This is a genomic window from Acidihalobacter yilgarnensis, from assembly GCF_001753245.1.
Lineage (GTDB): Bacteria > Pseudomonadota > Gammaproteobacteria > DSM-5130 > Acidihalobacteraceae > Acidihalobacter > Acidihalobacter yilgarnensis.
Genome location: NZ_CP017415.1, coordinates 1,068,769 through 1,094,390, shown reverse-complemented (window position 1 = coordinate 1,094,390; position 25,622 = coordinate 1,068,769). Strand labels below are relative to the sequence as shown.

Annotated in this window: 22 protein-coding genes; 8 read left to right on the top strand and 14 right to left on the bottom strand. The window is 58.7% G+C overall.

Annotation, left to right across the window (positions count from 1 at the left end; translation table 11 throughout):
• Positions 1-18: 18 nt before the first annotated feature.
• From cysG to BI364_RS05130, 5 genes are read right to left on the bottom strand one after another with little or no spacing between them, the layout of a single operon-like run.
• Positions 19-1,458, bottom strand: a complete 1,440-nt coding sequence (cysG, locus tag BI364_RS05150) for a siroheme synthase CysG (protein ID WP_070077830.1) — start codon at positions 1,456-1,458, stop codon at positions 19-21.
• A 2-nt stretch (positions 1,459-1,460) separates the two neighbouring features.
• Entirely contained in the window at positions 1,461-2,093 is a 633-nt protein-coding gene (locus tag BI364_RS05145) for a peroxiredoxin (RefSeq protein ID WP_070077829.1), read from the bottom strand.
• A 2-nt stretch (positions 2,094-2,095) separates the two neighbouring features.
• Complete coding sequence (locus BI364_RS05140; protein ID WP_407639333.1) at positions 2,096-3,838, bottom strand: NADPH-dependent assimilatory sulfite reductase hemoprotein subunit; 1,743 nt, start codon at positions 3,836-3,838, stop codon at positions 2,096-2,098.
• The gene (locus BI364_RS05135; protein ID WP_083251175.1) at positions 3,789-5,579 is read right to left on the bottom strand and encodes a diflavin oxidoreductase; all 1,791 of its coding nucleotides are present in this window, start codon (positions 5,577-5,579) and stop codon (positions 3,789-3,791) included. Before BI364_RS05135 ends, BI364_RS05140 begins: the two co-directional genes overlap by 50 nt.
• A complete protein-coding gene (locus BI364_RS05130; protein ID WP_070077827.1) occupies positions 5,579-6,289 on the bottom strand; it encodes a phosphoadenylyl-sulfate reductase in 711 nt (236 codons plus the stop codon). The genes BI364_RS05135 and BI364_RS05130 overlap by 1 nt, the downstream gene beginning before the upstream one ends.
• Before the next feature lie 192 nt (positions 6,290-6,481).
• On the opposite strand from BI364_RS05130, the gene cysB reads away from it, so the two are divergent.
• The 7 genes from cysB to ubiT all read left to right on the top strand — a co-directional run bounded on the left by cysB (position 6,482) and on the right by ubiT (position 15,678).
• Positions 6,482-7,513, top strand: coding sequence for an HTH-type transcriptional regulator CysB (gene cysB / locus BI364_RS05125; protein WP_070077826.1), 1,032 nt, complete (start codon positions 6,482-6,484; stop codon positions 7,511-7,513).
• A gap of 97 nt (positions 7,514-7,610) precedes the next feature.
• The gene (locus BI364_RS05120; protein ID WP_083251174.1) at positions 7,611-10,745 is read left to right on the top strand and encodes a bifunctional diguanylate cyclase/phosphodiesterase; all 3,135 of its coding nucleotides are present in this window, start codon (positions 7,611-7,613) and stop codon (positions 10,743-10,745) included.
• Positions 10,746-11,087: 342 nt separating this feature from the next.
• Positions 11,088-13,184 carry a ribonucleoside triphosphate reductase gene (locus BI364_RS05115; RefSeq protein ID WP_083251173.1) on the top strand — a complete coding sequence of 699 codons (2,097 nt, stop codon included), beginning with the start codon at positions 11,088-11,090 and terminating at the stop codon, positions 13,182-13,184.
• 39 nt (positions 13,185-13,223) lie between these two features.
• Complete coding sequence (nrdD, locus tag BI364_RS19100) at positions 13,224-13,430, top strand: anaerobic ribonucleoside-triphosphate reductase (RefSeq protein WP_197495884.1); 207 nt, start codon at positions 13,224-13,226, stop codon at positions 13,428-13,430.
• Positions 13,412-14,113 (top strand): anaerobic ribonucleoside-triphosphate reductase activating protein, encoded by a 702-nt coding sequence (locus BI364_RS05105; protein WP_083251172.1) that lies wholly within the window; start codon positions 13,412-13,414, stop codon positions 14,111-14,113. Before nrdD ends, BI364_RS05105 begins: the two co-directional genes overlap by 19 nt.
• 175 nt (positions 14,114-14,288) lie before the next feature.
• Positions 14,289-14,951, top strand: coding sequence for a PAQR family membrane homeostasis protein TrhA (gene trhA / locus BI364_RS05100; RefSeq protein WP_070077825.1), 663 nt, complete (start codon positions 14,289-14,291; stop codon positions 14,949-14,951).
• A gap of 61 nt (positions 14,952-15,012) precedes the next feature.
• Positions 15,013-15,678, top strand: coding sequence for a ubiquinone anaerobic biosynthesis accessory factor UbiT (ubiT, locus tag BI364_RS05095; protein ID WP_197495883.1), 666 nt, complete (start codon positions 15,013-15,015; stop codon positions 15,676-15,678).
• Positions 15,679-15,684: 6 nt separating this feature from the next.
• On the opposite strand, the gene BI364_RS05090 is transcribed toward ubiT, so the two are convergent.
• From BI364_RS05090 to BI364_RS05050, 9 genes are all read right to left on the bottom strand, one after another.
• Positions 15,685-17,274: a lipoate--protein ligase family protein gene (locus BI364_RS05090; RefSeq protein WP_156782630.1), complete on the bottom strand. Its 1,590-nt coding sequence runs from the start codon at positions 17,272-17,274 to the stop codon at positions 15,685-15,687.
• Positions 17,275-17,302: 28 nt separating this feature from the next.
• Complete coding sequence (locus BI364_RS05085; RefSeq protein WP_070077823.1) at positions 17,303-18,220, bottom strand: U32 family peptidase; 918 nt, start codon at positions 18,218-18,220, stop codon at positions 17,303-17,305.
• 6 nt (positions 18,221-18,226) lie between these two features.
• Complete coding sequence (gene ubiU, locus BI364_RS05080; RefSeq protein WP_070077822.1) at positions 18,227-19,240, bottom strand: ubiquinone anaerobic biosynthesis protein UbiU; 1,014 nt, start codon at positions 19,238-19,240, stop codon at positions 18,227-18,229.
• A gap of 88 nt (positions 19,241-19,328) precedes the next feature.
• Positions 19,329-19,943 (bottom strand): TatD family nuclease-associated radical SAM protein, encoded by a 615-nt coding sequence (locus BI364_RS05075; RefSeq protein ID WP_070077821.1) that lies wholly within the window; start codon positions 19,941-19,943, stop codon positions 19,329-19,331.
• Positions 19,944-20,478: 535 nt separating this feature from the next.
• Positions 20,479-21,336, bottom strand: coding sequence for a PA4780 family RIO1-like protein kinase (locus BI364_RS05070; RefSeq protein ID WP_070079907.1), 858 nt, complete (start codon positions 21,334-21,336; stop codon positions 20,479-20,481).
• A 226-nt stretch (positions 21,337-21,562) separates the two neighbouring features.
• On the bottom strand, positions 21,563-22,306 hold the full coding sequence (locus BI364_RS05065) for an SDR family NAD(P)-dependent oxidoreductase (protein WP_070079906.1): 744 nt from the start codon (positions 22,304-22,306) through the stop codon (positions 21,563-21,565).
• A gap of 261 nt (positions 22,307-22,567) precedes the next feature.
• Entirely contained in the window at positions 22,568-23,575 is a 1,008-nt protein-coding gene (locus BI364_RS05060) for a hemerythrin domain-containing protein (RefSeq protein WP_070077820.1), read from the bottom strand.
• Between the two features lies 1 nt (position 23,576).
• The gene (locus BI364_RS05055; RefSeq protein ID WP_070077819.1) at positions 23,577-24,116 is read right to left on the bottom strand and encodes a hemerythrin domain-containing protein; all 540 of its coding nucleotides are present in this window, start codon (positions 24,114-24,116) and stop codon (positions 23,577-23,579) included.
• The gene (locus BI364_RS05050) at positions 24,113-24,550 is read right to left on the bottom strand and encodes a truncated hemoglobin (protein ID WP_233279579.1); all 438 of its coding nucleotides are present in this window, start codon (positions 24,548-24,550) and stop codon (positions 24,113-24,115) included. Before BI364_RS05050 ends, BI364_RS05055 begins: the two co-directional genes overlap by 4 nt.
• A gap of 235 nt (positions 24,551-24,785) precedes the next feature.
• Here BI364_RS05050 and BI364_RS05045 point away from each other — a divergent pair, with 235 nt between their 5' ends.
• Complete coding sequence (locus BI364_RS05045) at positions 24,786-25,460, top strand: Crp/Fnr family transcriptional regulator (protein WP_070079904.1); 675 nt, start codon at positions 24,786-24,788, stop codon at positions 25,458-25,460.
• The last annotated feature ends 162 nt before the right edge of the window (positions 25,461-25,622 follow it).

Below are 25,622 nucleotides of genomic sequence, written 5' to 3'. Positions count from 1 at the left end.
CGAATATTGGGTTAAGGTTCAAAGCAGTGCATACACCGTATCGCGCCGCTCACGTGCATCGCCGGTAATCGGCGATGGCGTGCCATCTTCATCCAGGCGATCAGCCAAGGCGGTGACCTCGCCGACCACTAGGACGGCAGGCGACACCATGCCATCTGCCGTGGCGAGTCTTGGCAAGGACATCAGAGTCCCACGCAGCACACGCTGCGCGGGAGCGGTCCCTTCGAAGATCAGCATCGCCGGCCAATCGGACGGCAGGCCGTGTGCGACTAGCTGTTTGCAGATCAGGTCGAGCTCACGCAGCGGCATATAGAACACCAGCGTTTGACGGCGCCGCGCCAGTACGGACCAATCGTGCTCGCTGCCATCGGGATGGATGCAACCGGAGGTCATCACCAGCGTATGCGCATGCCGGCGATGGGTCAGCGGAATGCCCGCATAGGCAGCGCAGCCATTGGCGGCACTGATCCCTGGCACCACCTCGAATGGAATGCCCGCCTGCTCCAGGGCCTGCATCTCCTCGCCGCCACGGCCGAAAATCATCGGATCGCCGCCCTTGAGGCGCACCACACGCAAACCACGGCGGGCATAGGCAATCATCCGCCGCTCTATTTCCGCCTGAGGTGTGTGCACGCCGCCGGCACGCTTGCCGACGAACACGCGCTCCGCTTCGGGACGCACGAGCGCCAGGATCGACGCAGACACCAATGCATCGTGCAGCACCACGTCGCAACCCTGAATGAGTTGCAGCGCCTTGAGCGTCAGCAGATCCGGATCACCTGGACCCGCCCCCACCAGCGCAACCAACGGCGGACCACTTGCCGTGTCTGGCGCCTCCGCATGCCGTACCAGGTTTCGCCGGACATCGCGCATCCGTTGCGCGTCGATCTGGACCAGCTCGGAGCCTCCCAGCACGTGTTCCCAGAAGGCACGCCGCGCAGCCGGCGTCGGCAAACGGGCCTTGACGCATCCTCGCAGGCGCCCCATCTGCTCGGTCAAATTCGCCAGGGCGCGCGGCAGCCGGGCCTCCAGGTACGTCTTGAGATGACGCACGAGCATCGGCGCTCGGCCGCCGGACGAGATCGCGATCAGCAGGGGCGAACGGTCGACAACGGCCGGCAGAATAAAGTCGCAGTGCTCTGGATCATCCACTACATTCACGGGGATGCCCGCATCGCGTGCATCCCATGCGATGCGATGATTGATCGACGGGTCGTCCGTGGCAGCGATTACCAGACGCTGCCCACGCAGAACCTCGGCCACGTAGGCACCGGCGAGATACGCGATCCGGCCCGCCTCGTATGCATCCCGCAACTGGCCGCACACACCCTCAGCGGCCACGCTGACCGTCGCACCCGCACGTAACAGTGCAGCCACCTTGCGCGCCGCCACCCGGCCGCCGCCCACGACGAGAACCGGATGTCCTCGCAGATTCCAGAATACGGGATACCAATCCATTTTCAGTTCGGCAGGTGCGTGTAGCGCAAATAGGGGCGTGGCGCATCCCAACCTTGCGGGAACAGCGTGCGTGCGCGCTCGTCGGATATCGACGGTGGAATGATCACCGGCTCGCCCGGCCTCCAATTCACCGGTGTGGCCACTTGCGCGCGATCAGCGGTCTGCAGCGCATCGACAACGCGTAGGATCTCATCGAAGTTGCGTCCCACCGCAGGCGGATAGGTGAAACTCAGACGCAAACGCTTGCGCGGATCGATGACGAATACCGTACGCACCGTCAGCTTGGCGTCGGCCTCCGGATGCACCATGCCATAGCGATCCGCGACGACGCCGTCACTATCGGCGATGAGCGGGAAGTTCAGGGCATGCCCTTGGGTTGCACGGATATCGTCGGCCCAGCCGTGATGATCCTCCAGTGCGTCAACCGACAGGCCAATCAATTTCACGCCACGCGCTGCGAACTCTGGCTGCAGGCGCGAGGCCTCGCCCAGCTCGGTGGTGCACACCGGCGTGTAATCCGCCGGATGCGAGAACAGCACCGCCCAGTCCTCCTCCATCCAGTCATGGAAGCGAATCGGCCCTTCCGTAGAATCGATGTTGAAATCGGGTACGATCTGATTGAGTTGCAGGCTCATGGTTATTCCTTGTGCTTGTTGGGCACGACTGCCCGTGGGTCGATGACCTCGATCAGATCGAGGCGGTGAAGAAAGTCGCCGAAGGCCTCACCCGGCAAACGCTCGCCGGCGAAACGGGCGAGCAGCGGGCGTAAGACCTCGACCAGTTCATCTTCGTCCAGCGATTCGCGCACCCGCGTATTCAATCGGGTCCCTGCCCGGTCACTACCGAGATGAAGGTCGTAACGGCCGGGTGCCTTGCCGACCAGGCCAATCTCGGCGAGATACGGCCGAGCACAACCATTGGGGCAACCGGTCATGCGTAGCGACAGCGCTTCCCGCTCCAGGCCGTAGTCGCCCAACAATGCATTCAAACGCGTCAACAACACGGGTAGGTAACGCTCGCTCTCGGCCATCGCCAGCGGACAGGTCGGCAGCGCCACACATGCCATGGCGCCAGTCTCCAGCGGCGTGCGGCGCGGCGCGAGATCGAGTGCATGCTGTGCGAGCAGCGCCTCGATACGCGGGCGAGCCGCTGGCGTCACGCCGACCAACGCCAGATTCTGGTTGCAGGTCAGGCGCAGTTCGCCGGCATGTGCGCGGACCAGCGTATCTAAGGCGCTCAGCGACAGATGATCCTGACCGCCATCAACGAGACGCCCACCGGGGACGTAAAGCGTCAGGCAGGCCGTGCCGTCGAAATGCTCGACCCAACCGAAATCATCACCCGAAGTGATGAAGCGCGCAGGTCGCGCAGGCGAAAGGTCGAAGCCGCTGCGCCGCGCCACCTCGGCGACGAAGGTGCGAAGACCCATGCGATCGATGGTGTACTTGAGCCGAGCCTGGGCACGGTCGCTGCGATTGCCGTGATCACGCTGGACGGCAACCACGGCCTCGGTCACGGCAAGCACCTGATCCGGCGTGCAAAAACCGATCACGTCGGCCACCCGCGCATAAGTCGCCGGATTCGCATGGCTGCGGCCGAGCCCGCCGCCGACGGCCACATTGAAACCCGTCAGGCAGCCTTCCGCCTCAATGGCGACAAGGCCAAGGTCATGGGCAAACACGTCGACATCGTTGGACGGCGGTATGGCGATTGCGATTTTGAATTTACGCGGCAGATAGCTCGAACCGTACAAAGGCTCGGCCTCCGGCTGCGCCGCTGGCTCACCATCGAGCCATATCTCGTGGTAAGCGCGCGACCGCGGCAGCAAGTGCGTGGCGATCTTCCGCGCCCAGCCGTACACCTCGCCGTAGAGCGGTGAACGACCGGGATTGGCGCAGGCAATGACGTTTCGGTTGATGTCGCCGCAGGCGCTGATCGTATCCAACAAGGCACGTTCGAGATCTTGTAGTGCCGGCTTGATGTCGCCTTTGAACAAGCCGTGGAACTGGATGCTCTGGCGGCTGGTGATGCGCAGACTGGCGTTGCCATGGGCACGCGCAATCGCGCTCAATGCCAACCACTGAGTGGCATTGAGCACACCGCCCGGCAGTCGCAGACGAGCCATGAACTGGTATAGCGGTTCGAGCTTCTGACGCTGCCGTTCGGCGCGTACATCGCGGTCGTCCTGCTGGTAGATGCCGTGGAACTTGATCACCTGCGTGTCGTCGATCTTGATGGCACCGGTGTAGCCCAACGTCAGGCTCTCGACGAGACTGCCGCGCAGACCCCGGCTGGCCGTCTTGACGCGTTCGACGTCCGATAGCGGTTTTTCAGTAGACATCGCGGCGGTATCTCCCCGAGTGCTTGAGGTCCTCGACATAAGCCTGGGCCTTGTCCGCAGACAGACCACCAGCCGTGCCGACCAGTTCGATCAATGCCTGGTGCACATCGTGCCCCATGCGCTCCGCGCCGCAGACATAGAGCACCGCGCCTTCTTCCAGCCAGGCATACACTTCGGCGGAGTGCTCGCGCAGGCGATCCTGCACGTAAACCTTGCTCGGTTGATCACGCGAAAAGGCGACATCCAGCCGTGTGAGTCGCCCATCGTCTAGCCATTGCAGCCACTCGCGCTGATAGAGAAAATCCGTACGCCGATTACGATCGCCGAAAAACAACCAGTTCCGACCGGCGGCCCCCATCGCCTCGCGCGCTTGCAGAAAGGCGCGGTAGGGCGCTATGCCGGTACCGGCACCTATCATGATGATCGGGCAATCGGCCGCCTCTGGGAGATGGAAGGACGTGGCGCCCTCGACGAATACCGACACGGTATCGCCATCGGTGAACCGATCAGCTAGCTGCGTGGAAGCTACGCCGAAACGCGCGCGCCCATGACGCGTGTAGCGCACAGGCGCAACCGTCAGATGGACCTCGCCGGGATAGGCCAGCAGACTGGAAGCGATGGAATAACGCCGAGGCGCAAGCCCGCGCAGGCACTCGACGAAGCGCTGGGCATCGACATCGCGTACCGGGTAGATCTCGATGGCATCGAGCACGTCGCGCCCCACCATCCATGCGGCTAGCGCATCGCTGTCTGCCAGCAGATCGCACAGCGCCGGTGCGCCGGCAAGCGCGGCATACTGCATCAGAAACGGCCGCGTCAGACGCGTAATTTCGTAGTGCCGGGTCAATGCTTCGGCGAGCGCGTGATCACCTCGGGGCGTGCTCACCATCTCGCGCCCATCGAAACCGAGACGTGCGGTCAGCGCCTCAACCAATTCCGGCGGGTTTGCCGGCAATATCGACAGACTGTCGCCCGGCGAGAAATCGAGCGGCGCACCCGTGATATCCAGCTCCAGATGCCACACCTCGCGCTCTGAAGCGCTTCCGGTCAGACGAATCTTCTCGATCAAGGACGCCGAAAATGGTTGCAGACGCGTTACCGTCGTACCCGGTCTGACAGAAGATAGCGGCGTCACGCTGCCCTTCTCGCCCTCAACTGGGCACAGCGTATCGAGGACCTGCTCCAGCCAAACCTGGGCCGCAACTTCGTAATCGAGATCGCAATCAACCCGCTCGGCGATACGCGCCGCGCCCGCAGCGGCCAGTGCCGCGTCGAATACTCGGCCGGTCTGACAGAAACGCGGATAGCTCGCGTCGCCCAGGGCCAGCACCGCATAACGCGTATCATCCAGGCGCGGCGCGCGTGGCCCGGTGAGCCACGCGTACAATGCCTGCGCGCCATCGGGTGGATCGCCATCGCCGTGCGTGCTCACGATCAGCAATAAATTGCGATCCTCATGCAAACGCGCACGGCGGTAGCGCTGCATGTCCTCGACCTCGACCGCGAGACCTCGCTCGCGCGCACGCTGCGCCAACCGGCTCGCCAGAGCAGCGCCGGTCCCCGTTTGCGAACCGTACAGAAAGGTGACAGACAGTGGCTCCGCGGCGACCTCCTCGCTTGCCTCCACCCCCTGCAGTCCGGCGAGATATCCGCTCGCCCACAGCCGCTGTTCCATATTGAGCGCACCGGCTAAGCGTCGTAACTCACCGTACAAATGCGCGTCGAGGATCGGTGTCGGGTTGTTATGCGGAATCGAGACCGCGCCGCTGGCACGACTCATCACGCCTGCCGCCCTGTCTGGGAACGGTGTAATCCGCATTCCCGTGATTCTGGTTGCTCCCACCACCAGCGCCCGGCCCGCACGTCTTCACCCTGAGCGATGGCGCGTGTGCACGGCGCGCAGCCGATGCTGGGATAATGTTTGTCGTGTAAGGCGTTATAAGGCACGCGATGTGCCCGGATGTAGGCCCAGACTTCCGCCTCCTGCCAATCCGCCAGCGGGTTAATCTTGTACAGACCGTTAACGCCGTCCCACACCCGATCGTCGAGGGTTTGGCGCGTCAATGCCTGCCCGCGTCGAAGTCCCGTCACCCAGGCACCATAGCCTTGCAGGGCTCTGCGTAACGGCTCGACCTTGCGAATCTCGCAGCAGCGGACTCGTAACTCCACACTACCGCGAAACGCATTCGGCCCCGACTCGGACACGTAGCGCTCGACCGCTTCTGTGCGGGGAAAATAAACTCGTGGCGCACGCCCGTAGCGCTGGCGGACGACCTCAAGCAGCTCATAGGTTTCCGCCGGCAAGCGCCCGGTATCCAGCGTGAAATCATTGATTTCAGGAATATAACGGTAGATCAAATCCGCGAGGACCATATCCTCGGCACCCAAACTGTTGGCAAATGCCACGGGTGCAATCTCGCGCACAGCAGCCCGTAAAGTCTCGACCACGCCGTCTATTTTGCGTGGCAGGGTATTCGGCAAAGGGGACATACATGCTCCTACGGCTTGTCGATCGGGCCCGCGACGATCACATCGCTACGGGACGGAGCGACATTAGCAAGACGCACTTATTCGATACAAAGAACAAATATTTACCAACACATTCTTTTCTGGAATAAGATAAAAAGCGCGAATCGTCGCAGTCATTCACCCAATCAGGCTCCATACACGCAAGGGGCTCGCATGAAACTCAGACAGATTCAATATGTCTGCACGGTGGCGCGCAACGGGCTGAATGTGTCCGCAGCCGCCGAGGCGCTATTCACCTCGCAACCAGGCGTGAGCAAACAGATCCGCCAGATCGAGGATGAACTCGGGGCTCAAATCTTCGAACGCAGTGGGCGTCAGTTCACCTGCCTGACGGCATTCGGGCGTGGCATCCTGCCCTACCTTGAACGCATACAACACGAGGTTGACAACACACGACGCACCGCGCAGGAACTGACCTCACCGGGCACCGGCACCCTGTCGATCGCCACCACGCATACCCAGGCCCGCTACGCGTTGCCGGACGTTATTTCCGCCTTTCGCGCACGTTACCCCGCCGTCAGGTTGAACCTGCACCAGGGCACGCCGGATCAAATCGCAGCGCTGGCGGTGGCCGGCAAGGTGGATATCGCCATCGCCACCGAGGGTCTTGAAAACTTCGATGAGTTGGTTCTGTTTCCCTGCTATCTGTGGAATCGAGCCGTGGTCGTGCCCAAAGACCATCCGCTGGCTCAGATCCAACGACCGACACTGGAAGACCTCGCCAGCTACCCGCTGGTCACTTATGTTTTCAGCTTCACCGATCGCTCCAAAATGACCTCGGCCTTCGCGCGGCGGCGCCTCGAACCCAACCTAGTCCTCACGGCGACGGATGCCGAGGTCATCAAGACATACGTCCGGAGCGGCCTGGGCGTCGGCATCATCGCCCGCATGGCCTACGAACCCATACGCGACACCGATCTGGCCTGCATCGACATCCGGCATCTGTTTCAGGACGAAGTCACCAGTATCGGGCTGCGGCGCGGACTGGTGCTCAGCCCGCCGATGTACGATTTCATTCACCGCTTCGCGCCGCATCTCGACCGCATCGCCATCGACACGGCCCTCCTGTCTCACGACATCGATAAAGGGAAAAGACTCTTCCGCGCCCACCTTCCTTATTTAACCCTGCTCAGCGAGTGCCGCAGCCGCATAACGGAGGCACCGCCCTCATATGCCCAACCTTAAAGCACGTCATCGCTTGCACTCCAGCCTAAAACCATCAAACTGATGGGGCATAACTTCGACTGATCATTGGTGTTACCCACTACTCGAGAGGTTTGGCGTGAGCGACGATAGATCCACACGGCTGGCAGAAACGCCGTCGCCCGCCCGCATCCTGCGGCTTACCCAGGTGTACAAGGCGCTCAGCGAGATCAATCAGGCCATCGTGCGCATGAGCGAGGAATCGGAACTGTTCCCGCTCGTCTGCCGCGTCGCGGTCGAATTCGGGGGCGCGCGTATGGCCTGGATCGGGCAGCACGAGCCGGCGACTGACCACCTCATTCCGATACAGGCATACGGCACCGGCATCGAATATCTTGAGAACATCACCATTTCGGTCCTGGATACCCTGCCCGAAGGCCGAGGGCCGGCGGCCATAGCCTTCCGTCATGGCCAGCCGGTCATCATCAATCACTATCTCGCCGACCCGATCACTACCCCCTGGCGCGACCAGGCCAGACGCTTCGGCTGGAACAGCAGCGGCTCCTTCCCGATTCAACGCGGCGGCAAACCCTTTGCCATGCTCGGGGTCTACCATGCCGTCGAGGATTTCTTCGACGAAGAAACCATCGCCCTGCTCGACGAGATGGCGCGTGACATCAGCTTCGCCCTCGATAATTTCGACCGGGAAAATGGGCGTCAGACCGCCATCGAGGCACTGGCAACCAGTGAGCGACACTTCCGTGCCTACTTCGAACGCTCCATGGTGGGCATGGCAGCAACGCTGCCGGATCGCGGGTGGCTGGAGGCCAATCAGGCTCTGTGCGACATGCTTGGTTATACCCGCGAGGAACTGGCCGGCCGGACCTGGTCCTCCCTGACCCACCCCGATGATCTGCAGGCCAACGAAACCCTGTTCACGCGTCTACAGAACGGGGAAATCGACGAATACACCCTGGACAAACGCTTCCTGCGCAAAGAAGGCGGCATTCTGCATGCGCATCTCGCCGCGCGCGCGATACGCAACGACGATGGCAGCCTTGCCTATGTGGTCTCACTGGTAGAGGACATCAGTTCTCGCAAGCAGGCCGAGGCGCGCGATCGCCTGCGCGAACAAGCCCTCGAACGGGTCGCCAAGGGCATCCCGCTTAGCGAACTGATGCCTGCATTCATCCGCGACGTAGAATCCAGCAACCCTGGCATGATGTGCTCGATCCTGCTGCTCGATGAGCGCGGCGAAACACTGCATACCGGCGCAGCGCCCAGTCTACCCGGCTTTTATAACGGGGCCGTCAACGGCCTGCGCATCGGCCCCGGCATCGGTTCCTGCGGCGCAGCCGCCCATAGCGGAAAACGGGTCGTGGTGGAAAACATCGCCACGCACCCCAACTGGAGTGGCGCGTTCCGAGAGCTCGCAGAGCGCGCCGGCCTCGCAGCCTGCTGGTCAGAACCCATTCGCGCAGCCGGCGGCGGCGTGCTCGGCACCTTTGCAATCTATCACCACCACCCCTGTGCACCGGGCACACACGAAATTGCCATTATCGAAAGCGCGGCCAATTTGATGGGCATCGCCATCGAGCGTCGGCGCGCAGAAGATGAGCGTCACCTCGCATCGTTGATTTATCGCAGCAGTAGTGAAGCCATGCTGGTGACCGATGCCGACAACCGCATCATCGCCATCAACCCCGCCTTTACCAAGGTGAGCGGTTACGAACTCAGTGAAATCCTTGGTAAAAACCCCAGAATCCTGCGTTCTGGCCGGCATGACCCGGAATTCTACCGACTCATGTGGCAAGCGATCGCCCGCGAAGGACTGTGGCAAGGCGAGCTCTGGAATCGCCGTAAAAATGGCGAAATTTTTCCTTCCTGGCTGACCATCAACACCATCCGAGACGAAACGGGCGAGGTCTTGCGCTATGTCGCGCTCGGCTCGGACATCACCGACAAGGTCCGTTCCGACGAACTGATCTGGCGACAGGCCAACTTCGACTTCCTCACCGAACTCCCCAATCGTTACATGTTCCATGACCGCCTGGAGCAGGAAATCCGCAAGGCACATCGTGAAGGTTCGCTGCTTGCCCTGCTGTTTATCGATCTGGACCGTTTCAAAGAAGTCAACGACACCCTCGGGCATCCGATCGGCGATCTCCTCCTGATCGAGGCCGCCGAACGCATCGGTGCGTGCGTCCGCGAATCCGATACCGTCGCGCGGCTCGGCGGTGACGAATTCACCGTAATTCTTACCCAGCTGGCCGACACCCGTGACGCAGAGCGCATCGCTCAACACATCATCGCAGCCGTATCGGTGCCCTTCACCTTCGGCTCTGACTCGGCCTACATTACCGCCAGCGTCGGCATTACCCTCTATCCCGATGACTCGACCGATCTCGAGCAGCTCCTGCGCAACGCCGATCAAGCCATGTACGCCGCCAAAAACGCCGGTCGCAATCGCTTGAGCTACTTCACCCAGGCTTTGCAGGAATCCGCGCAACATCGCCTGAGACTGATCAACGACTTGCGTACCGCGCTACCGAGCCGGCAGCTTGCGCTTCATTTCCAACCGATCATCGAGCTAACGAGCCGGCGGATCATCAAGGCAGAAGCCCTGCTGCGCTGGCAACACCCCGAACAGGGCACGATCAGTCCAGCCGAATTCATCCCACTCGCCGAGGAAACCGGCCTGATCATCGAAATCGGCGACTGGGTGTTTCGCGAGGCCGCCTACTGGGCAAGTCGCTGGACGCAGAATACGGATAGCGACCTGCAAATTTCGGTCAATATGTCACCACTGCAGTTCCAGAGCGAGGCCCTGGTCATCGACGACTGGTTGACGCATCTGTGCGCCCTCGGCGTGGCCGAAAGTCACCTGAGCATCGAGATTACCGAAGGCCTGTTGCTCAATGCTCATCCCGAGGTCACCGACAAGCTCCTCGGGTTCCGCGATGCGGGCATCCAGGTCGCCATCGACGACTTCGGTACCGGCTATTCGGCGCTGTCCTACCTCAAGCGCTTCGATATCGATTACCTGAAAATCGACCAGTCGTTCATCCGCAACCTCGAAACCGAACCCAACGACCTAGCCTTATCCGAAGCCATCGTGATCATGGCACACAAGCTCGGGCTCAAGGTCATCGCCGAGGGCGTGGAGACTGAGGGACAGTGCCGGCTACTGATGGACATCGGTTGCGACTATGGGCAGGGCTATCTTTTCTCGAAGCCCCTACCCGCTGCCGATTTTGAACGGCTGCTGCAATAGCTGCGAATCCCGGCCCACCAGCGCGCGCTCACGCGACGTTGACACTCAGGCGGATGAGGCATATGTTGTGCTCAATCTGACAATGAAGCACAACATACAGTGCCATCATCGAAAGGAAGCCGGCATGCCCGCCGATTCCTCACGCAGACCGGGCACAGGCCACACTCCCGCGCCAATCTCGCTTCGCGCGATTGAATCGTGACCCGTCTCGCGAGATAAGCAAGCCTTCGCGACCCATGACTTCGCGTGAAGGAGTCGGCTGGTGCAACTCGGCACCGAGTCACCCCTTGACCCCAGCCCGCGTAGGCGCCCGCTCCAGATGAGTCCGACTCAGGAGGCGCCATGAACATCGATGCCACGACAACCCAATCCCGCACCGGGACACCCGCACGCAGCAAAGAAGCACCCGTCCATCCACCGCAAGCAGCCTACAAAGTCATTCATCGAGATGGCCGACTTTCGACCTTCAATCCGTCGAAAATCAAAACTGCCATTACGAAGGCATTTCTAGCCGCCGGCCCTGTTAACACACTTCCCAGCGGCCAAGACAACACGCTCCAGGCATTGACCGACGCGGTAACGCGCGCCCTTGAGCGGCGCCTGTCGCACGATGGCGGCGCGCACATCGAATACATCCAGGATCAGATCGAATTGGCACTGATGCGTGCCGAATACTATGCCGTCGCGCGCGCCTATGCCGTCTATCGCGAACAACACCGGCGATTGCGCGAGGATCGCAAGACGCTGATCGATGTGGAATCCTCGGTACAGGAATATCTGACCCGCGCGGACTGGCGCGTCCACGCCAACGCCAATCAAGGCTACTCGCTGGGCGGTTTGATCTTGAATGTCTCAGGCAAGGTCATCGCAAATTTCTGGCTCAGTCACGTCTATCCACCCGAAATCGGCGAGGCCCACCGCAATGCCGATTTGCACATTCACGACCTCGATATGCTCTCGGGCTACTGCGCGGGCTGGTCGCTACGCACCTTGTTGGCCGAAGGGCTCAATGGCGTCCCTGGAAAAGTCGAGGCGGGTCCGCCCCGGCACCTGTCGAGCGCGGTTGGACAAATGGTGAATTTCCTCGGCACGTTGCAGAACGAATGGGCGGGCGCACAGGCGTTCAGTTCCTTCGATACCTACCTTGCGCCGTTTGTGCGCAAAGATGCGCTCACCTACGAAACCGTACATCAGCACATACAGGAGCTTGTGTTCAACCTCAACGTCCCCTCGCGCTGGGGCACCCAAACCCCCTTCACCAACCTCACCTTCGATTGGGTCTGTCCCGCCGATCTTGCCACGCAGCACCCGGTGATCGGCGGCGAGGAAATGCCTTTCACCTACGGCGAACTGGTCCCGGAGATGGACCTCATCAACCGCGCCTATATCGATGTCATGACCCGCGGTGACGCCAAGGGCCGCGTCTTCACCTTCCCCATCCCCACCTACAACATTACGCCGGAATTTCCGTGGGCATCCGAAAACGCCACACGCCTGTTCGAAATGACGGCGAAATACGGACTGCCGTATTTTCAGAACTTCCTCAATTCCGATCTCGAACCGCACATGGTCCGATCGATGTGCTGCCGACTCCAACTCGATCTGCGCGAGCTGCTCAAACGCGGGAACGGTTTATTCGGCTCCGCCGAACAAACCGGCTCCATCGGCGTCGTCACCATCAACTGCGCGCGCCTGGGTTATTTATATTGTGGCGACGAAACTGAACTCCTCATGCGGCTGGACACCTTGCTCGAACTCGGCAAGGCCAGCCTGGAGATCAAACGCAAGGTCATTCAACGATTCATCGATGAAGGACTGTTCCCCTACACGAAGCGTTATCTCGGCACTCTGCGCAACCATTTTTCCACCCTTGGCATTAATGGCATCAACGAGATGATTCGCAATTTCACCGGCGACTCGCAAGACATCACCAGCGATTGGGGCCATGCCTTCGCCTGCCGGGTGCTGGATCATGTGCGCGCGCGCATCGTCGCCTTCCAGGAAGAAACCGGTCATCTCTACAACCTTGAAGCAACGCCGGCAGAGGGTACGACCTACCGCTTCGCCAAGGAAGATCGTAAACGCCTGCCGGGCATCCTGCAGGCGGGCACGCCAGAAAAACCGTATTACACCAATTCGAGCCAGCTCCCGGTGGGCTTCACGGATGATCCCTTCGATGCGCTCGAACGCCAAGAAGCGCTTCAACAACGTTATACCGGGGGGACGGTACTTCACCTCTACATGAACGAACGTATCTCAAGTGCGGAGGCCTGCAAGCGGATCGTGCGGCGTGCCTTGGAGCGCTTCAGAGTGCCCTACCTCACGATTACACCCACCTTCTCCATTTGCCCCAAACACGGCTATCTGGCCGGCGAGCACGAATTCTGCCCCCGCTGCGACGAAGAACGCCTGGCGCACAAGCGCATGACGGCACATTAACCGCGCTGCCACATCGACAAGTAACAAGGAGAAAAACATATGCACATCGACAAAATCGATTCGCTGAGCGACGCCGAGCGGCAGCGCTGTGAGGTGTGGACGCGCGTGATGGGCTACCACCGCCCCGTCTCTGAATTCAATCCAGGCAAACAGTCCGAGCATGCGCAGCGGCAACACTTCCGCGAGCCGGCAACCTCTGAACGAATTGCCACAAAAGTGTCCGCGCAGTGGAAACCTTGCGCATAGGCGGGTTCACCCCGCTCACCACACTCGATTTCCCAGGAAACCTGGCCGCGGTCGTTTTCTGCCAGGGCTGCCCCTGGCGATGCGATTACTGCCAAAACACCCCGCTGCAATTAGCCTCAACCGCAAAGGGGCAAGGTATCGACTGGGCACGGATCAAAACCTTCCTTGAGCGCCGACACGGTCTGCTCGACGGGGTTGTTTTCAGCGGTGGAGAGCCGACTGCGCAGGCAGCACTCGGAGCGGCCCTCATCGAAACCCGGGCCATGGGATTTCGTACTGGCCTGCATACCGCCGGAATTTATCCACGGCGCCTGATGTCACTGTTCAGTACCCTTGACTGGATTGCGCTCGACGCCAAGGCGCCACTTGATCTCTACTCGAAAATCACCGGCGTTCCCGGTGCCGGAATGCGTTTCCAGCGCAGCCTGGATGGGGTCATCGGCAGCGGTCTGGACTACGAGATACGCACCACGATCTACGCTGGCGCAACGATCGAGGGCATGACCCGTCTTGCACGATGGCTTGCCAAACAGGGCGTCCGCCACTACGCATGGCAGACGAGGCGCATATTGGATGCATTCGGATACCCACAGCATGCAGCGGAAGAAGAATCCTTGTGGCGCAAAGCGGGCGAAGACATCAGCCCCTGGTTCGAGTCTTTCCAATTCAGAGGTACGGCGTAGCACATACCCCCAACGCCTCATCACGGCTGACGCATGGCGCGACGCTGACGTATCATGACCAGATCATCAAGGACAGGCGCCTGTCGTGGCAGGCTTGAATGGCGAGGGAAGTGGCAACAGGTGTGCTCATCGCTGCATTAGCGGGCGGTGAACGGCGTAGCGCGGGAGATTTGCAATGACACGAACAACGGCATTCGAATCACGGTATTCGCTGAAAGAGGAAATTGCCCATAGCGTCACTCATGGCGTCGGCTTGGCACTCGCGCTGGCGGGATTGGTCGTACTCGTGGTCTTCGCCTCACTGGAAGGCGGCCCGGACCGCATCGTAGCCTCAGCGATATTCGGCACCGCCTTGGTACTACTTTACCTTGCATCGGTGCTCTATCACGCAATACCCGCCCCCCGTGCCAAACACGTGTTACAACGCCTGGATCATAGTGCCATCTACTTGCTGATCGCAGGCACCTATACGCCATTCGCACTGGTCAGCCTGCATGGCAAGATCGGCTGGTCGCTATTTGCCGTTGTGTGGAGTCTGGCGCTGCTCGGCATCATTCGGGAATGGGCGACGCGAGGTGGTTCACGCATGCTGTCGGTGATTCTATATCTCTGCCTCGGCTGGCTGGCGGTAGCCGCCATCGGGCCGCTCGCGCATGTACTGCCCAGCACCGCAATTGCCCTCATGATACTCGGAGGCCTCATCTACAGTGCCGGTGCCATCTTTTACCTGTGGCGCCGACTCCCCTATCACCATGCCATTTGGCATGGATTCGTGGTCGCCGGTAGCGCCTGTCATTTTTTTGCGATTTTGTTGTATGTAATCCGCGTACCTGCCTGACGATCGGCTGCCGTCGGCAGCGCTCCTATCCCGCCTGCTTCAATATCCCGGTATTTTTGCCATGGCGCGCTTCGCCTCAAGCCTCTCTCGGTTGACACAGATCAACCGGCCCGAACGACCACAAGTGCATGATCGCCAATGTGTTCAGGCAATACAGAGGGTCATCGTCATGCCTCATGTCACCAACGTCGCCACGTCACATCCTTCCGCCTTGCCGCCATACCCGCTCGCATTACTACTCAAGACGATGCCCAACGCGTTGCACGGCATGATGATTGCGCATGTCTTCAATCTCATGATCGGACCGCAGGCGATTACTACCAGAGCACGCGAACTGCATGGCAGACGCATTGGCATCGCCATAACCGATACAGGCAATCGGTGGTGCTTTCTGATCGCAAACGGGCGCCTGTATTCCACAAATGACGCTCTCGAACGCTGCGAGGTGAGTATTCGAGGTACATTGGCCGTTTTCTTGCGCCTTGCAACCCGGACCGAGGACCCAGACACCCTGTTTTTCAATCGCCAATTAATCATAGAAGGGGCGACAGAAACGGGACTAGCGGTAAAAAATCTCCTCGACAGCCTGGATTATGACTGGGAAGGACGCTTGAGTACCTTGCTTGGTCCTGCTCCGACAAAACGGATCGCCGATATCGTCGCACGTAGCGGTGCGCCCCGTCAGGTACATCTGATGCTAGCGAGAATATTGGGTCAAACATCCTGACCCTATTCAGGACTGATCCCGAGCCGGCGGCACCTGAACCATCACTTTTTCCAACAAAGACCGGTTGATTTCGGATTGGGCCTCGAATCGGCCCTCGTAGGCGAGGTTTTCCTGGCCCAATTCATAACAATTAGACCCGCTGATATCCATCAGCAGAGCAGGCATCATCGCATGCTCGAAGGCGCGATAGCGCTTCCTGTAAAAATGGCTGCAACACATTCCCACATAAGCCCGAGAATCCGATGCCTTGAAATCCGACAGCACCGACTCAAGATGTTCAAAATTGCGTATTGTAATGACGGGAATATGGCGCTGACGCGCCAGATGATAAGCGACCCCCACAGCGCACATCCCACATTCCGGGCAACCATCCCTGTGGCGCCATTTACACCAGACCGGCTTCGCGCAATAAGGCACTAATACGGCGTCGACCACATTCAGCAGCACCGACACATCTCCGTCGCCTTGAGGATCATGTATCATCAGGCTATTGGCTTGGTCGGCCGTTATTTCGAGCTTCTCCTGCTGCGACTTTCGCAAAACGACCATATTGAAAAGCCGAACGACATCGTCTGTGGCACAACCCAACATTTCCCAGTCGAAGCACGCAAAAAACCTTCTGATATACGCATCCAGCTCCACTACAAGATGGCCTACCAAATCGTTGCAGAGGGATTCGTAAAGTCCACTCGGGCGCACCAATACATCTCCGTGAAGCGAGCACCCCATGACGCGCAAACCGTCAAAACTCAGATTCAATGTCGCACGTAATGTATTGCCGCCAGGCGTCACAAGGAATGCAGACACAGCATTGGCATATGACATCGGCGGATGCTCGGGTATCACATCCGCGCAAGCGTCTAGCGTAGGCGCTATCCTGATCGCGAGCCCAGTGGATTGCGCGAGTGACGCGAAGAGCGCGCCCGCGTAATCACCTGAGTCTGGCCCAATCAATTCATGCAACGTAATAAATCGTGCCGCCGCCAACAGAATACCATCAGGATTCAATTTCTCCTTTGGCGCACGCAGCACCTTGAGCTGTGTTTCAATATCCAGGCATTCAAGCAATACACCATGAGCGATCCAGATATCATCCTTTTCGCCCAGATAGACCATGCCTAATGTCTTACCATTCACTTCCAGGCTGTTCGGTTTCGAGAAATTCGCGCCGACGAAAATTTTCTTCAAACCCTCACCCATACCTTGAACCAATTTCATCAAGACAGCATCCATACTGCCCAACAAGTCTTCACGTTTGGCGGTCAATGTCCAACATAATTGGCCTTCATCCAAATAAAGCGCGTCACCGCCACTCAAACGCCTTACGATGGCGATGCCATTATCGGCACAGAATTCTTGACGTAACGCATGATCAAGGTCTTCAGAGTACCCCAGACACGCAGTAGGACGATATCGATAGAAGCGCAAATAGGGCACACCGTACCTAGCTGTCAAGCTGAGTTGCGCCGCATCATAAGCAACAACTTCAATACCCGACATCGGTTCACAATCTGAAAGATTCTTCATGATGAAATAAATGGCTAAAATATTGTATAAATCATTGAAGTGAGATCGCCTCCAACGTTGTTTCCACAAATAGCCATCAATTCAATAATGCCAATGGCTACTCGCTTCTCAATGTAGGGGGGTACCAGTGCATACCTTCGTTTCCATGCCAGTATCCATTGCAATAGCCATCTGGATTCAATGTTTCAAGCAACTCTAAAGTCGCCATTGTGCCCACATGCCCATGTATGGCTTGATGAAACACCTCGACAATCTGCGCCATGCCATGCATTTGGGGCATCAATCGAAGCACATCCACGCCACTATCTCGTAAAGTATCGAGATCATCGAGTAAATTACAGGGCAAACCTGATTGCAATTGCACACCATTCACCGTAAACAGCGGTTGATTTTCCTGAGTACTCAAGCGCAATCCATCTGGGTGTTTCTCGCAACGAAATTCGCAATGATCCTTCGGTATGCCAGCGTCCCTAGCCGTAAAGCACCTGGCCGAAAAGGCCAGTGGTAGACGACCGTAGGCGAGCACCTCTGTCTCCACACCCTCAAAGTCTGACAACTGTATGGCATTGAGCATGGAGGCGGACATTTCGACCGGTGCCACCCAGCGGGTAGCGCCCATACCCGCCAGCAACCCCAAAGTCGCTGGGTTATAGCAATTCAAATGCGGCCCCACGACAAAGGATGCCTCGCTGGATAACACCTGTACCGCGGCCATATCGTTGGCTTCGACTCGGTAACGGCCATTCCGGCATATCCGCTCAAGAGCATGTAACTCCGAAGCCGCTTCGACCAGTGCCAAAGTCGAAAGCACGATTTCCTTACCCGTGGCGGACAATCGATCAGCTGTTTCCAGCCAGTCATCTAATCCAAAATTACGTCGTTTTGCGCATACGACCTCACCCAGGTAGACGATGTCGACAGGCCAGGATTCCACCTGTCGGTAAAAATCCCGCATCACTTGCTCCGGCCAGTAATAGGCAAGAGGGCCTAACGCTAACTTCATTTCTCCTCCCATACATACTCACTGCCAAGGGCGATCAAGTGCGCCCAGCGTGTGGCTCTGTCCTTCCGACAGCTTGTCGAGGGTCTCCCGCCAAGCTGGCTCCGGCCGATATGTCCCGGCATCACGACCACACCGATCCAGCGCCCGTCTCAGCACCTGTGTCACCTGCCCGACATAGGCCGGGCTACGCTGACGCCCCTCAACCTTTATCGCCGTCACACCAGCTGAGATCAAGTCCGGCAAGATATCCAGCACACTAAGACTGGTCGGCTCTTCGATCGCATAATCCGCCTTCGCCGATACGAGGTAACGTCCTTTACATAAAGTGGGGTAGCCGGCCGGCTCACCAGGGGCATATCGATCCACCAGCACGCCATTCAACCGCACCTGCCGTCCGGCCGAAGTCTCCTCCCAACGCACGGCATGCGCAGGCGAGCACACGCCGCGTGTATTCGGCGACTCCCCCGTCACATACGATGACAAGGCACATCGACCCTCGACCATCACACACAGACTGCCAAACCCAAAAACCTCTATTTCCAATGGTGCAATTTTTATAATTGCACGAACCTGCTGCAATGAAAGCACTCTTGGTAGCACCGCACGCTGGACACCAAAATGTTCTTTGTAAAATGTCAATGCATGCAAATTGGTAGCCGATCCCTGAACCGACAAATGCAGGCGCAATGACGGATATTTTTTGACTGCGTACGACAATAGCCCAGGATCGGCCATGATGACGGCATCAACATTCAAGTCAGCCGCGATATCAACCGCCGACGTCCATTGCACCCAGTTTTCTGCCTGTGGATAGGTATTGAGTGCCAAAAAAATCTTCGCATTTCGCTGGCGCGCATATTCTATGCCACGCCTAATATCTTCAATAAAAAAGTTAAGCCCCGGAAAATTTCTTGCATTGGTCGCGTTCTGAAGACCCAAATAAACCGCATCTGCGCCACCATCCACTGCCGCGCGCAACGCGGGCAAACTACCGGCCGGGCAAACCAATTCAGGTATTTTTACCACAGACATATCAATCACCAATCAAATGACACAAGCCACATCGAAGCGATGTATATGGATCTCAAAAACACGCGTTTCCGCGAACCCTACGAAACCATCAACCCACTTTATCCAACTCGCGTCGCCGAAATGACACGCCCATTTTATCGGCGATTTCGGCACAAGTATCCATATCCACACCCACCAAACCATCGATGGCTGTCGCGGTCACCTCCGCAAAACAATCCGATGCTCGATACAGAAAATCGAGCACCGCCGGATAAGCACCTGCATCCCGTGGGCGGCAATGGACGGCATATACAGCTGCGGTCTGCGCATTGAGCGATACCGAGACCGCATCGATCACATTCGCCAACCGGGGGATCACATCATGCCCGTACACATGATTGCTTAGACCATCCGTATTGAGCCGCACACGCACTCCTGATTCATGCAGTCGTCGTGCCGTCTCCAGCACTGTGCCCAGACGCAATGTAGGCTCGCCCAGTCCGCAAAAAACGACTTCTTTCCATGTGCTTGCATCACCTACCGCATCTATTAATGCATCCACATCTGGCTCTCGATACAATTTAAGACCGTAGCTCTGCACAAGCCACTGACCATTGAACTTCGGACAAAAACGGCAACGCAGCGTGCAACGGTTAGTCACATTCAAATAACAATTGCCGTGCAGACTATAGGCATAGGTAGAATTTATCTCGGAACCGTTCATGCCGAAGCATCCATTATTGACACAATCCAGCATCGAATATACGTCGCCCCTGGAACACCACCTTGATCCAAGTCAAGTCACGCAGATTACAACCACGCCAGAGAACATCCATGCCCCCACAAACCGAACGGACCATGGATTAAAAGAATACTTTTCAAGGCGTTGTTTGAGAAACAAATAAAACAACAAAAATCACAATCTTATAATTTTATTTTTATTGCAGCCAAAGATTGCCTGATGATGGCATCGCGCTTGTGCACAAACAACTGCCCACAAGGCCGACCGTCATATATAGCTTTCTCGCTTATATATTTGTCTCAATGGCATGCCAATCGATCAGTATCGATACGACCCAGAATGCTGATTTTTTGTCTCGACGACATTGACTGGCGACGATTGTCAACAATCAATAAAGTGGATTTCCAAGACGGGTAATCATTGGGGAAAAAGGCTTTAACAATAGGTGGTGTGCTGGTTACGCTTGAGCACGCTCAAGCTGCCCATGACGCATTGGCGCGCATTCTATACCGCATGATCAATCAGATTCGTTAGAGTCAAGTAAACGCTGCCTGCGGGCCAACTCTTCTTCCCTGGCATCCTGAATCACTTGCAGCACTGCGTCCACATCTGCATCCGTCGCTTCCTCCACGAATCGACCACTCAGCGCCACATCCGGGGTCAATTCGCCCTTTTCATAGAGCGCCCAGATCTCCTGTGCATAGCGCGTGTCGCTCAGCTCCGGGGCGGATTGCGCATAATAAGCGGTGATGCTTTCAACATCCCTCGCAAGCATCCATTGCGCATGGTTGTTGGCGGCGGCGTCGACCGCCTGCGGCAGGTCGATGATGACCGGACCCGATGCATCCATTAGCACATTAAATTCGGACAGATCGCCATGCACCAGGCCTGCACAGAGCATACGCACGATGTCTCTCATCAATTGCGCATGGCCGGCAAGCGCCTGTTCGTGAGACAAGGAGACGTCGTTTAAACGGGGCGCCACATCGCCGTCTACATCGGTGATCAACTCCATCAGCAGCACCCCCTCAAAACAGCCGAAAGGCTGGGGTACGCGCACGCCGGCCTCTGCCAGCCGGTACAACGCATCGACCTCGGCGCTATGCCATGAAGTTTCCTGCTGCTCACGGCCAAACCGCGAGCCCTTTTCCATGGCGCGCGCTCGGCGGCTGTTACGCGATTTGCGTCCCTCTTGGTACTGAGTCGCCTGCTTGAAGCTACGCTGGCTTGCGTCTTTGTAGACCTTGGCGCAGCGGATTTCGGAGCCACAGCGCACAATATAGACCGAAGCCTCCTTGCCGCTCATCAATGAGCGGATGACTTCATCAACGAGGCCATCATCAACCAGTGGCTGGATTCGCTTGGGAGTTTTCATGGTGTCTTCATGCGGGCGGCGTAGCATGCCAGAGTCTTACTGAACATACCAAGCATGGACGACTGTGGGCTGCGATTCATCGCATTCATTGCCACGCTATGAGGGGAGTATGGCTGCTCAGCCCGTCCGTTTCCGGCTATCCCGCCAAAATATCCGTCACGCTACTGCCTAGGCGCGGCGTTACAGACCGAGCCGACTTGATTCAGATACACGTAATTTATCGTCTTCACGTCAGATTCAAGCCACCATCTGAAAGCAGTATCTCACCCGTCAGATAATCAGAGGCCACCAGCAGCGCGACCGCTTGCGCGATATCGTCCGGGCTGGCCGCCCGCTGCATGGGCGCGCGCGTTCGCCAGACTTCCCGGGCCTCCGTCCAATCCACGGTCATCGGCGTGTCGACCAAACCCGGTGCGACCGCGTTGATGCGCACGTCTGGTGCCAGCGACAAGGCAAGCAAACGGGTCACATGGTTCAGCGCTGCCTTCGTGGCGGCATACGGGATCGACGCTCCCTTAGGCCGCACGCCGGCATGGGAACTGATATTCACCACGCAGCCGGGTCGGCCACGTCGGGCGGCCTCGCGCAATGCAGACTCGGCCTCGGCCACCAAACGAAAGGGCGCCACCACATTGATTTCGTACAAAAGCTGCCACACCTCTGGCGTCGCAGCGACGAGATCCGCATGCGGAATGACCCGACTCGATCCGGCATTGTTGACCAGCACATCGAGACGCCCCCAGATGCCCACCGCCTCCCGAATCAGGCGGACCCGATCGGCATCCAGCATCAGATCGGCCTGCACATAAGCGGCTTGCCCCAGTTCGGCCGCCAAGGCGCGCCCTGCCGCCGTCGATTCGCGCGAGTGCAAAACGACCGCCATGCCCTCGCGAGCGAGGCGACGCGCTATCGCCTCGCCGATACCCGAGGTGGAGCCCGTAACCAAGGCAACCGGGAAATCGCTCGTCACCGGCACATCGGCCACTGTGAATCCGCAATGCGCTGACAGGCTCCCTCATGGCGCCTCGGCCGGGAGTGTCGGCGTGAGGATCTGCATAATGTATGGATACGTCTTACAACAGCGTTCATTGATCCACCGGGCGCTACCGCTAGCATGTGATTCGAGCATTGTCCCGTATCCGCGTACGGCCGGATAGGGGACACACCGATTTTCTGGCCGTCGCGAAATTGCTTCGCTCACAATGCCCTGCGCCATCAAGGGTGCGCGTCATCACAGACTGGCGAAGAGATCCTCGACCAGCGGCTCATCGCGCCCCTCAAGATAGGCATTGAGCATGGGGTAGAGCACGCCTTCCTCTTTAAAATTATGCTGTCCGAGCAGCTGACGAAGCTCAGCCAACGCCTTGGCATCCTCAGGTGCATTCTCCAAACGACACAAATACGTCTCAATGGCACCATGCTCCGCGAGCATCACCCGAATCGGCGGCTCGGCGCCACCGCAGCTCAGAAACAACGGGAAAAATCGCTGCTCCTCGAAACGGATATGTCGACGCAGCCCCCAGATCAAATCATCCAGCGACTCACCGCCGCGCTGGCCGGCCGCCATTTGTTCCGTGGCGATATCGAGCAATTCGTCGATACGCGCATGGTCCGCCTGTAACACCTCGCCCACGCGAGGCGACGACAGCGGCTCGCGCCGATACAGGCAAACTGCCCAGCGACCGATCGTATTGGCCTGCGGCAACCATAAAAAACGGTGCCGACGCGACGCGGCGAAGTGCTCAAGTAACGCACGCGTGTCTCGGTCATCGACGAACGACAGCGACTGCCCCGGCGACAACGCGTCAAATGCGGCGAATAATTCATGCTCGCGGAGCGGCCGTGGGAACTGGCGCAAGTCCAGCGGATACCGCAGGGCCTTGCACGAAGCCGACGCTCTATCCCCCTGCAGCCGCGCCTCTCGATACAGGCGCAGGTAAAAGCGCGTGTCATCGCTCATCGGTTCGACCCGATGCGGCAAATCTGCGGGAATCACACCGATCTCGCCGGCTGCGAGCTGCCAATGCTCGCCGGAACCGTCGAGCCACTCGTAACGCAGATTGCCGTGTTCGATCACGATTTCAGCCCAAACGCCTCGCGTGGTGCGATGCGACTCAGCCAATCCTGGCGGCATCGTATAGCGGTCAAAATCGGGTGTCCGGTTGAATGATTCATATCCGGCGGGTAATAACAGCGCCGGCTTGCGCACACAGTGCGCCTGATTCTCGGGAACGTTCATATCAGACATTCTCCGCAAGGCCGGCACGGCGCCGGCGTGCCATACTCTGCCCCAGCGCCACGCGATCATCAGCCGTCAGCAGCGTGCTCGCCAGCGGAAATACAGACTCGTCCTCGAAACGATAATGCGCCCGTGTCATGGCGACGAATGCCGCGGACTCAGATGGGCCAGTGCGATGACCATCGGTCAACGCCGTCAATTCATCGCGCAACTTTGCCCAGGACGCCGCCAGGGCCCGATGATCTGTATCGATACGCGCAGCCCAACCCGTCACCGCCATCTGCGCCTCGTGCGTCACTGCGCGCAAATGCAGCAAGGGCAATAGATCAGCCTCTTCATCGGCGTGATGATGCAGCGCGGCGTGGTTGAAATAGGCCTGAATTCGCGCGATGGCGGCTCGCGCTTCGTCATCGACACCGTGCGCCCGCACATGTACCTGCAAGCGCTCCAGAGTCTCGCAAAAACCCTCCATACGCTGATGGCAATCTCTCAGCAATCCCAGTGGATCGTCAAAGCTGGCGGCCGGAGAAGGGAATTTCATACCAAACCCTCTCCTGCCACCTGCGCCAGCGAAGCGCTCATCGCCCTCGCACGATGCAACCAGCGCGTTGCCAGTGACTCCGGTAATTGTGCCCGCACGCATTCGGAAAAAATTTCAAGCCAACGTTCAATTTCCACACGCGTAACTCCAATGTCGCGATGCTTTTCCACCACCCGATAACGATAAGGTGCGTAGGCCGGGCCACCCAGGGCGACCCACCAGAAATGCGTAAGCCGTGCCTTGTGTGTATCCCAGTCCTCCACGGTGGCGAAGCGCGATGCAAGCATGGGATCGCATTGAATCCGTTCATAGAATCGATCGACCACCTCACGTATCGCGGCCAGCCCGATCCTTTCGGCACCAGGGCGCCTCGTCCGAACCGGGCGTGTGCGCGCATCTCGCTTATCGGCATCCTCATTCAGTGTGAATTCCACATCGCCTCCCATCCGGCACAATACCCATTCGACCATACGGCATCAGCTTGGCAGTCGCCCCACCGAGGCGGCATTGACCCAGATCAATATCTGAAAAACTCACGCGTCAACACCCTAGTCAGCGCAGGCCCTTACACGCAAGCAAAGCACGATGCGTATAGACTGACGCCGGACCTCTAGGCATTACCGTGATTGCCTCTACGGTCAGGCAATTCATCGTATGGAAACGGATCGAATGATCGAAAACCTGCAAGAAGTGGGTCTGTTCGCCACGCTGGATCAACGGCAAATCGACGTGCTGGCGCGTCACACGCATCGCCATAAACTTGAACGCGACGAGCCGCTGTTCCATGCCGGCGCCCCGGCGGCGGAATTTTTTCTGTTGCGCACCGGACGCATCAAGCTATTCATGCTCTCGCGCCAGGGCGAAGAAAAGGTTATGAGCATCGTATCGCCTGGCGGCACCTTCGCCGAGGGTATCGCCTTCATGGAGCAGGCCGTTTACCCAGTCAGCGCCCAGTCCCTCGAAGCCAGTGAAGTCTGGGCTGTCGATGCTGCAACATTCCGCGGCCTCCTGCTCGATGCGCCATCGACCTGCATTGCCCTGCTCGCGCAACAGACGCGGCGTATCCAGGGTCTGCTGGCCGAAGTCGAGGCGCAGACGCTCGAAAGTGCGCACTATCGGCTGATCGCCTACCTGCTAGCACTCGCGGAATCCGGCGACGCCCTTCAACTCCCGGCCTCCAAATCCGTGGTCGCCGCGCACCTCGCCATCAAGCCGGAAACACTCTCGCGACTGCTCGGCGAACTGCAGCGCCGCGGCCTGATCGAAATGCACGCTCGCAGCCTCCGCCTGCTTGATGTGCCAGGGCTCAGAACACTCGCAGCCGCACCCAACCTGCACGACTGATCGCACAACTCCGTCGCCACAAGGTAAAACCATCTCCGCGCGCGTACCGGGAGCGGGCCTTGATCCGCCGCATCGCAGCCAATTTCCTGCAGCGATGATCATCGCTCCCGCCCTCCTTGATCCAGATCAATATCCAACCGGGAAGCGAATGCTACAAAACAT

Excerpts from the sequence above, each read along its gene's own strand:
- BI364_RS05135 (WP_083251175.1), bottom strand. The coding sequence starts at position 5,579 with ATGAGTCGTGCCAGCGGCGCGGTCTCGATTCCGCATAACAACCCGACA.
- cysB (WP_070077826.1), top strand. The coding sequence starts at position 6,482 with ATGAAACTCAGACAGATTCAATATGTCTGCACGGTGGCGCGCAACGGG.
- BI364_RS05085 (WP_070077823.1), bottom strand. The coding sequence starts at position 18,220 with ATGGGAGGAGAAATGAAGTTAGCGTTAGGCCCTCTTGCCTATTACTGG.
- BI364_RS05140 (WP_407639333.1), bottom strand. The coding sequence starts at position 3,838 with ATGTCGAGGACCTCAAGCACTCGGGGAGATACCGCCGCGATGTCTACT.
- nrdD (WP_197495884.1), top strand. The coding sequence starts at position 13,224 with ATGCACATCGACAAAATCGATTCGCTGAGCGACGCCGAGCGGCAGCGC.
- BI364_RS05055 (WP_070077819.1), bottom strand. The coding sequence starts at position 24,116 with ATGAAATTCCCTTCTCCGGCCGCCAGCTTTGACGATCCACTGGGATTG.
- cysG (WP_070077830.1), bottom strand. The coding sequence starts at position 1,458 with ATGGATTGGTATCCCGTATTCTGGAATCTGCGAGGACATCCGGTTCTC.
- BI364_RS05070 (WP_070079907.1), bottom strand. The coding sequence starts at position 21,336 with ATGAAAACTCCCAAGCGAATCCAGCCACTGGTTGATGATGGCCTCGTT.
- BI364_RS05060 (WP_070077820.1), bottom strand. The coding sequence starts at position 23,575 with ATGAACGTTCCCGAGAATCAGGCGCACTGTGTGCGCAAGCCGGCGCTG.
- BI364_RS05130 (WP_070077827.1), bottom strand. The coding sequence starts at position 6,289 with ATGTCCCCTTTGCCGAATACCCTGCCACGCAAAATAGACGGCGTGGTC.
- BI364_RS05045 (WP_070079904.1), top strand. The coding sequence starts at position 24,786 with ATGATCGAAAACCTGCAAGAAGTGGGTCTGTTCGCCACGCTGGATCAA.
- ubiT (WP_197495883.1), top strand. The coding sequence starts at position 15,013 with ATGGCGCGCTTCGCCTCAAGCCTCTCTCGGTTGACACAGATCAACCGG.
- trhA (WP_070077825.1), top strand. The coding sequence starts at position 14,289 with ATGACACGAACAACGGCATTCGAATCACGGTATTCGCTGAAAGAGGAA.
- BI364_RS05145 (WP_070077829.1), bottom strand. The coding sequence starts at position 2,093 with ATGAGCCTGCAACTCAATCAGATCGTACCCGATTTCAACATCGATTCT.
- BI364_RS05075 (WP_070077821.1), bottom strand. The coding sequence starts at position 19,943 with ATGAACGGTTCCGAGATAAATTCTACCTATGCCTATAGTCTGCACGGC.
- ubiU (WP_070077822.1), bottom strand. The coding sequence starts at position 19,240 with ATGTCTGTGGTAAAAATACCTGAATTGGTTTGCCCGGCCGGTAGTTTG.
- BI364_RS05115 (WP_083251173.1), top strand. The coding sequence starts at position 11,088 with ATGAACATCGATGCCACGACAACCCAATCCCGCACCGGGACACCCGCA.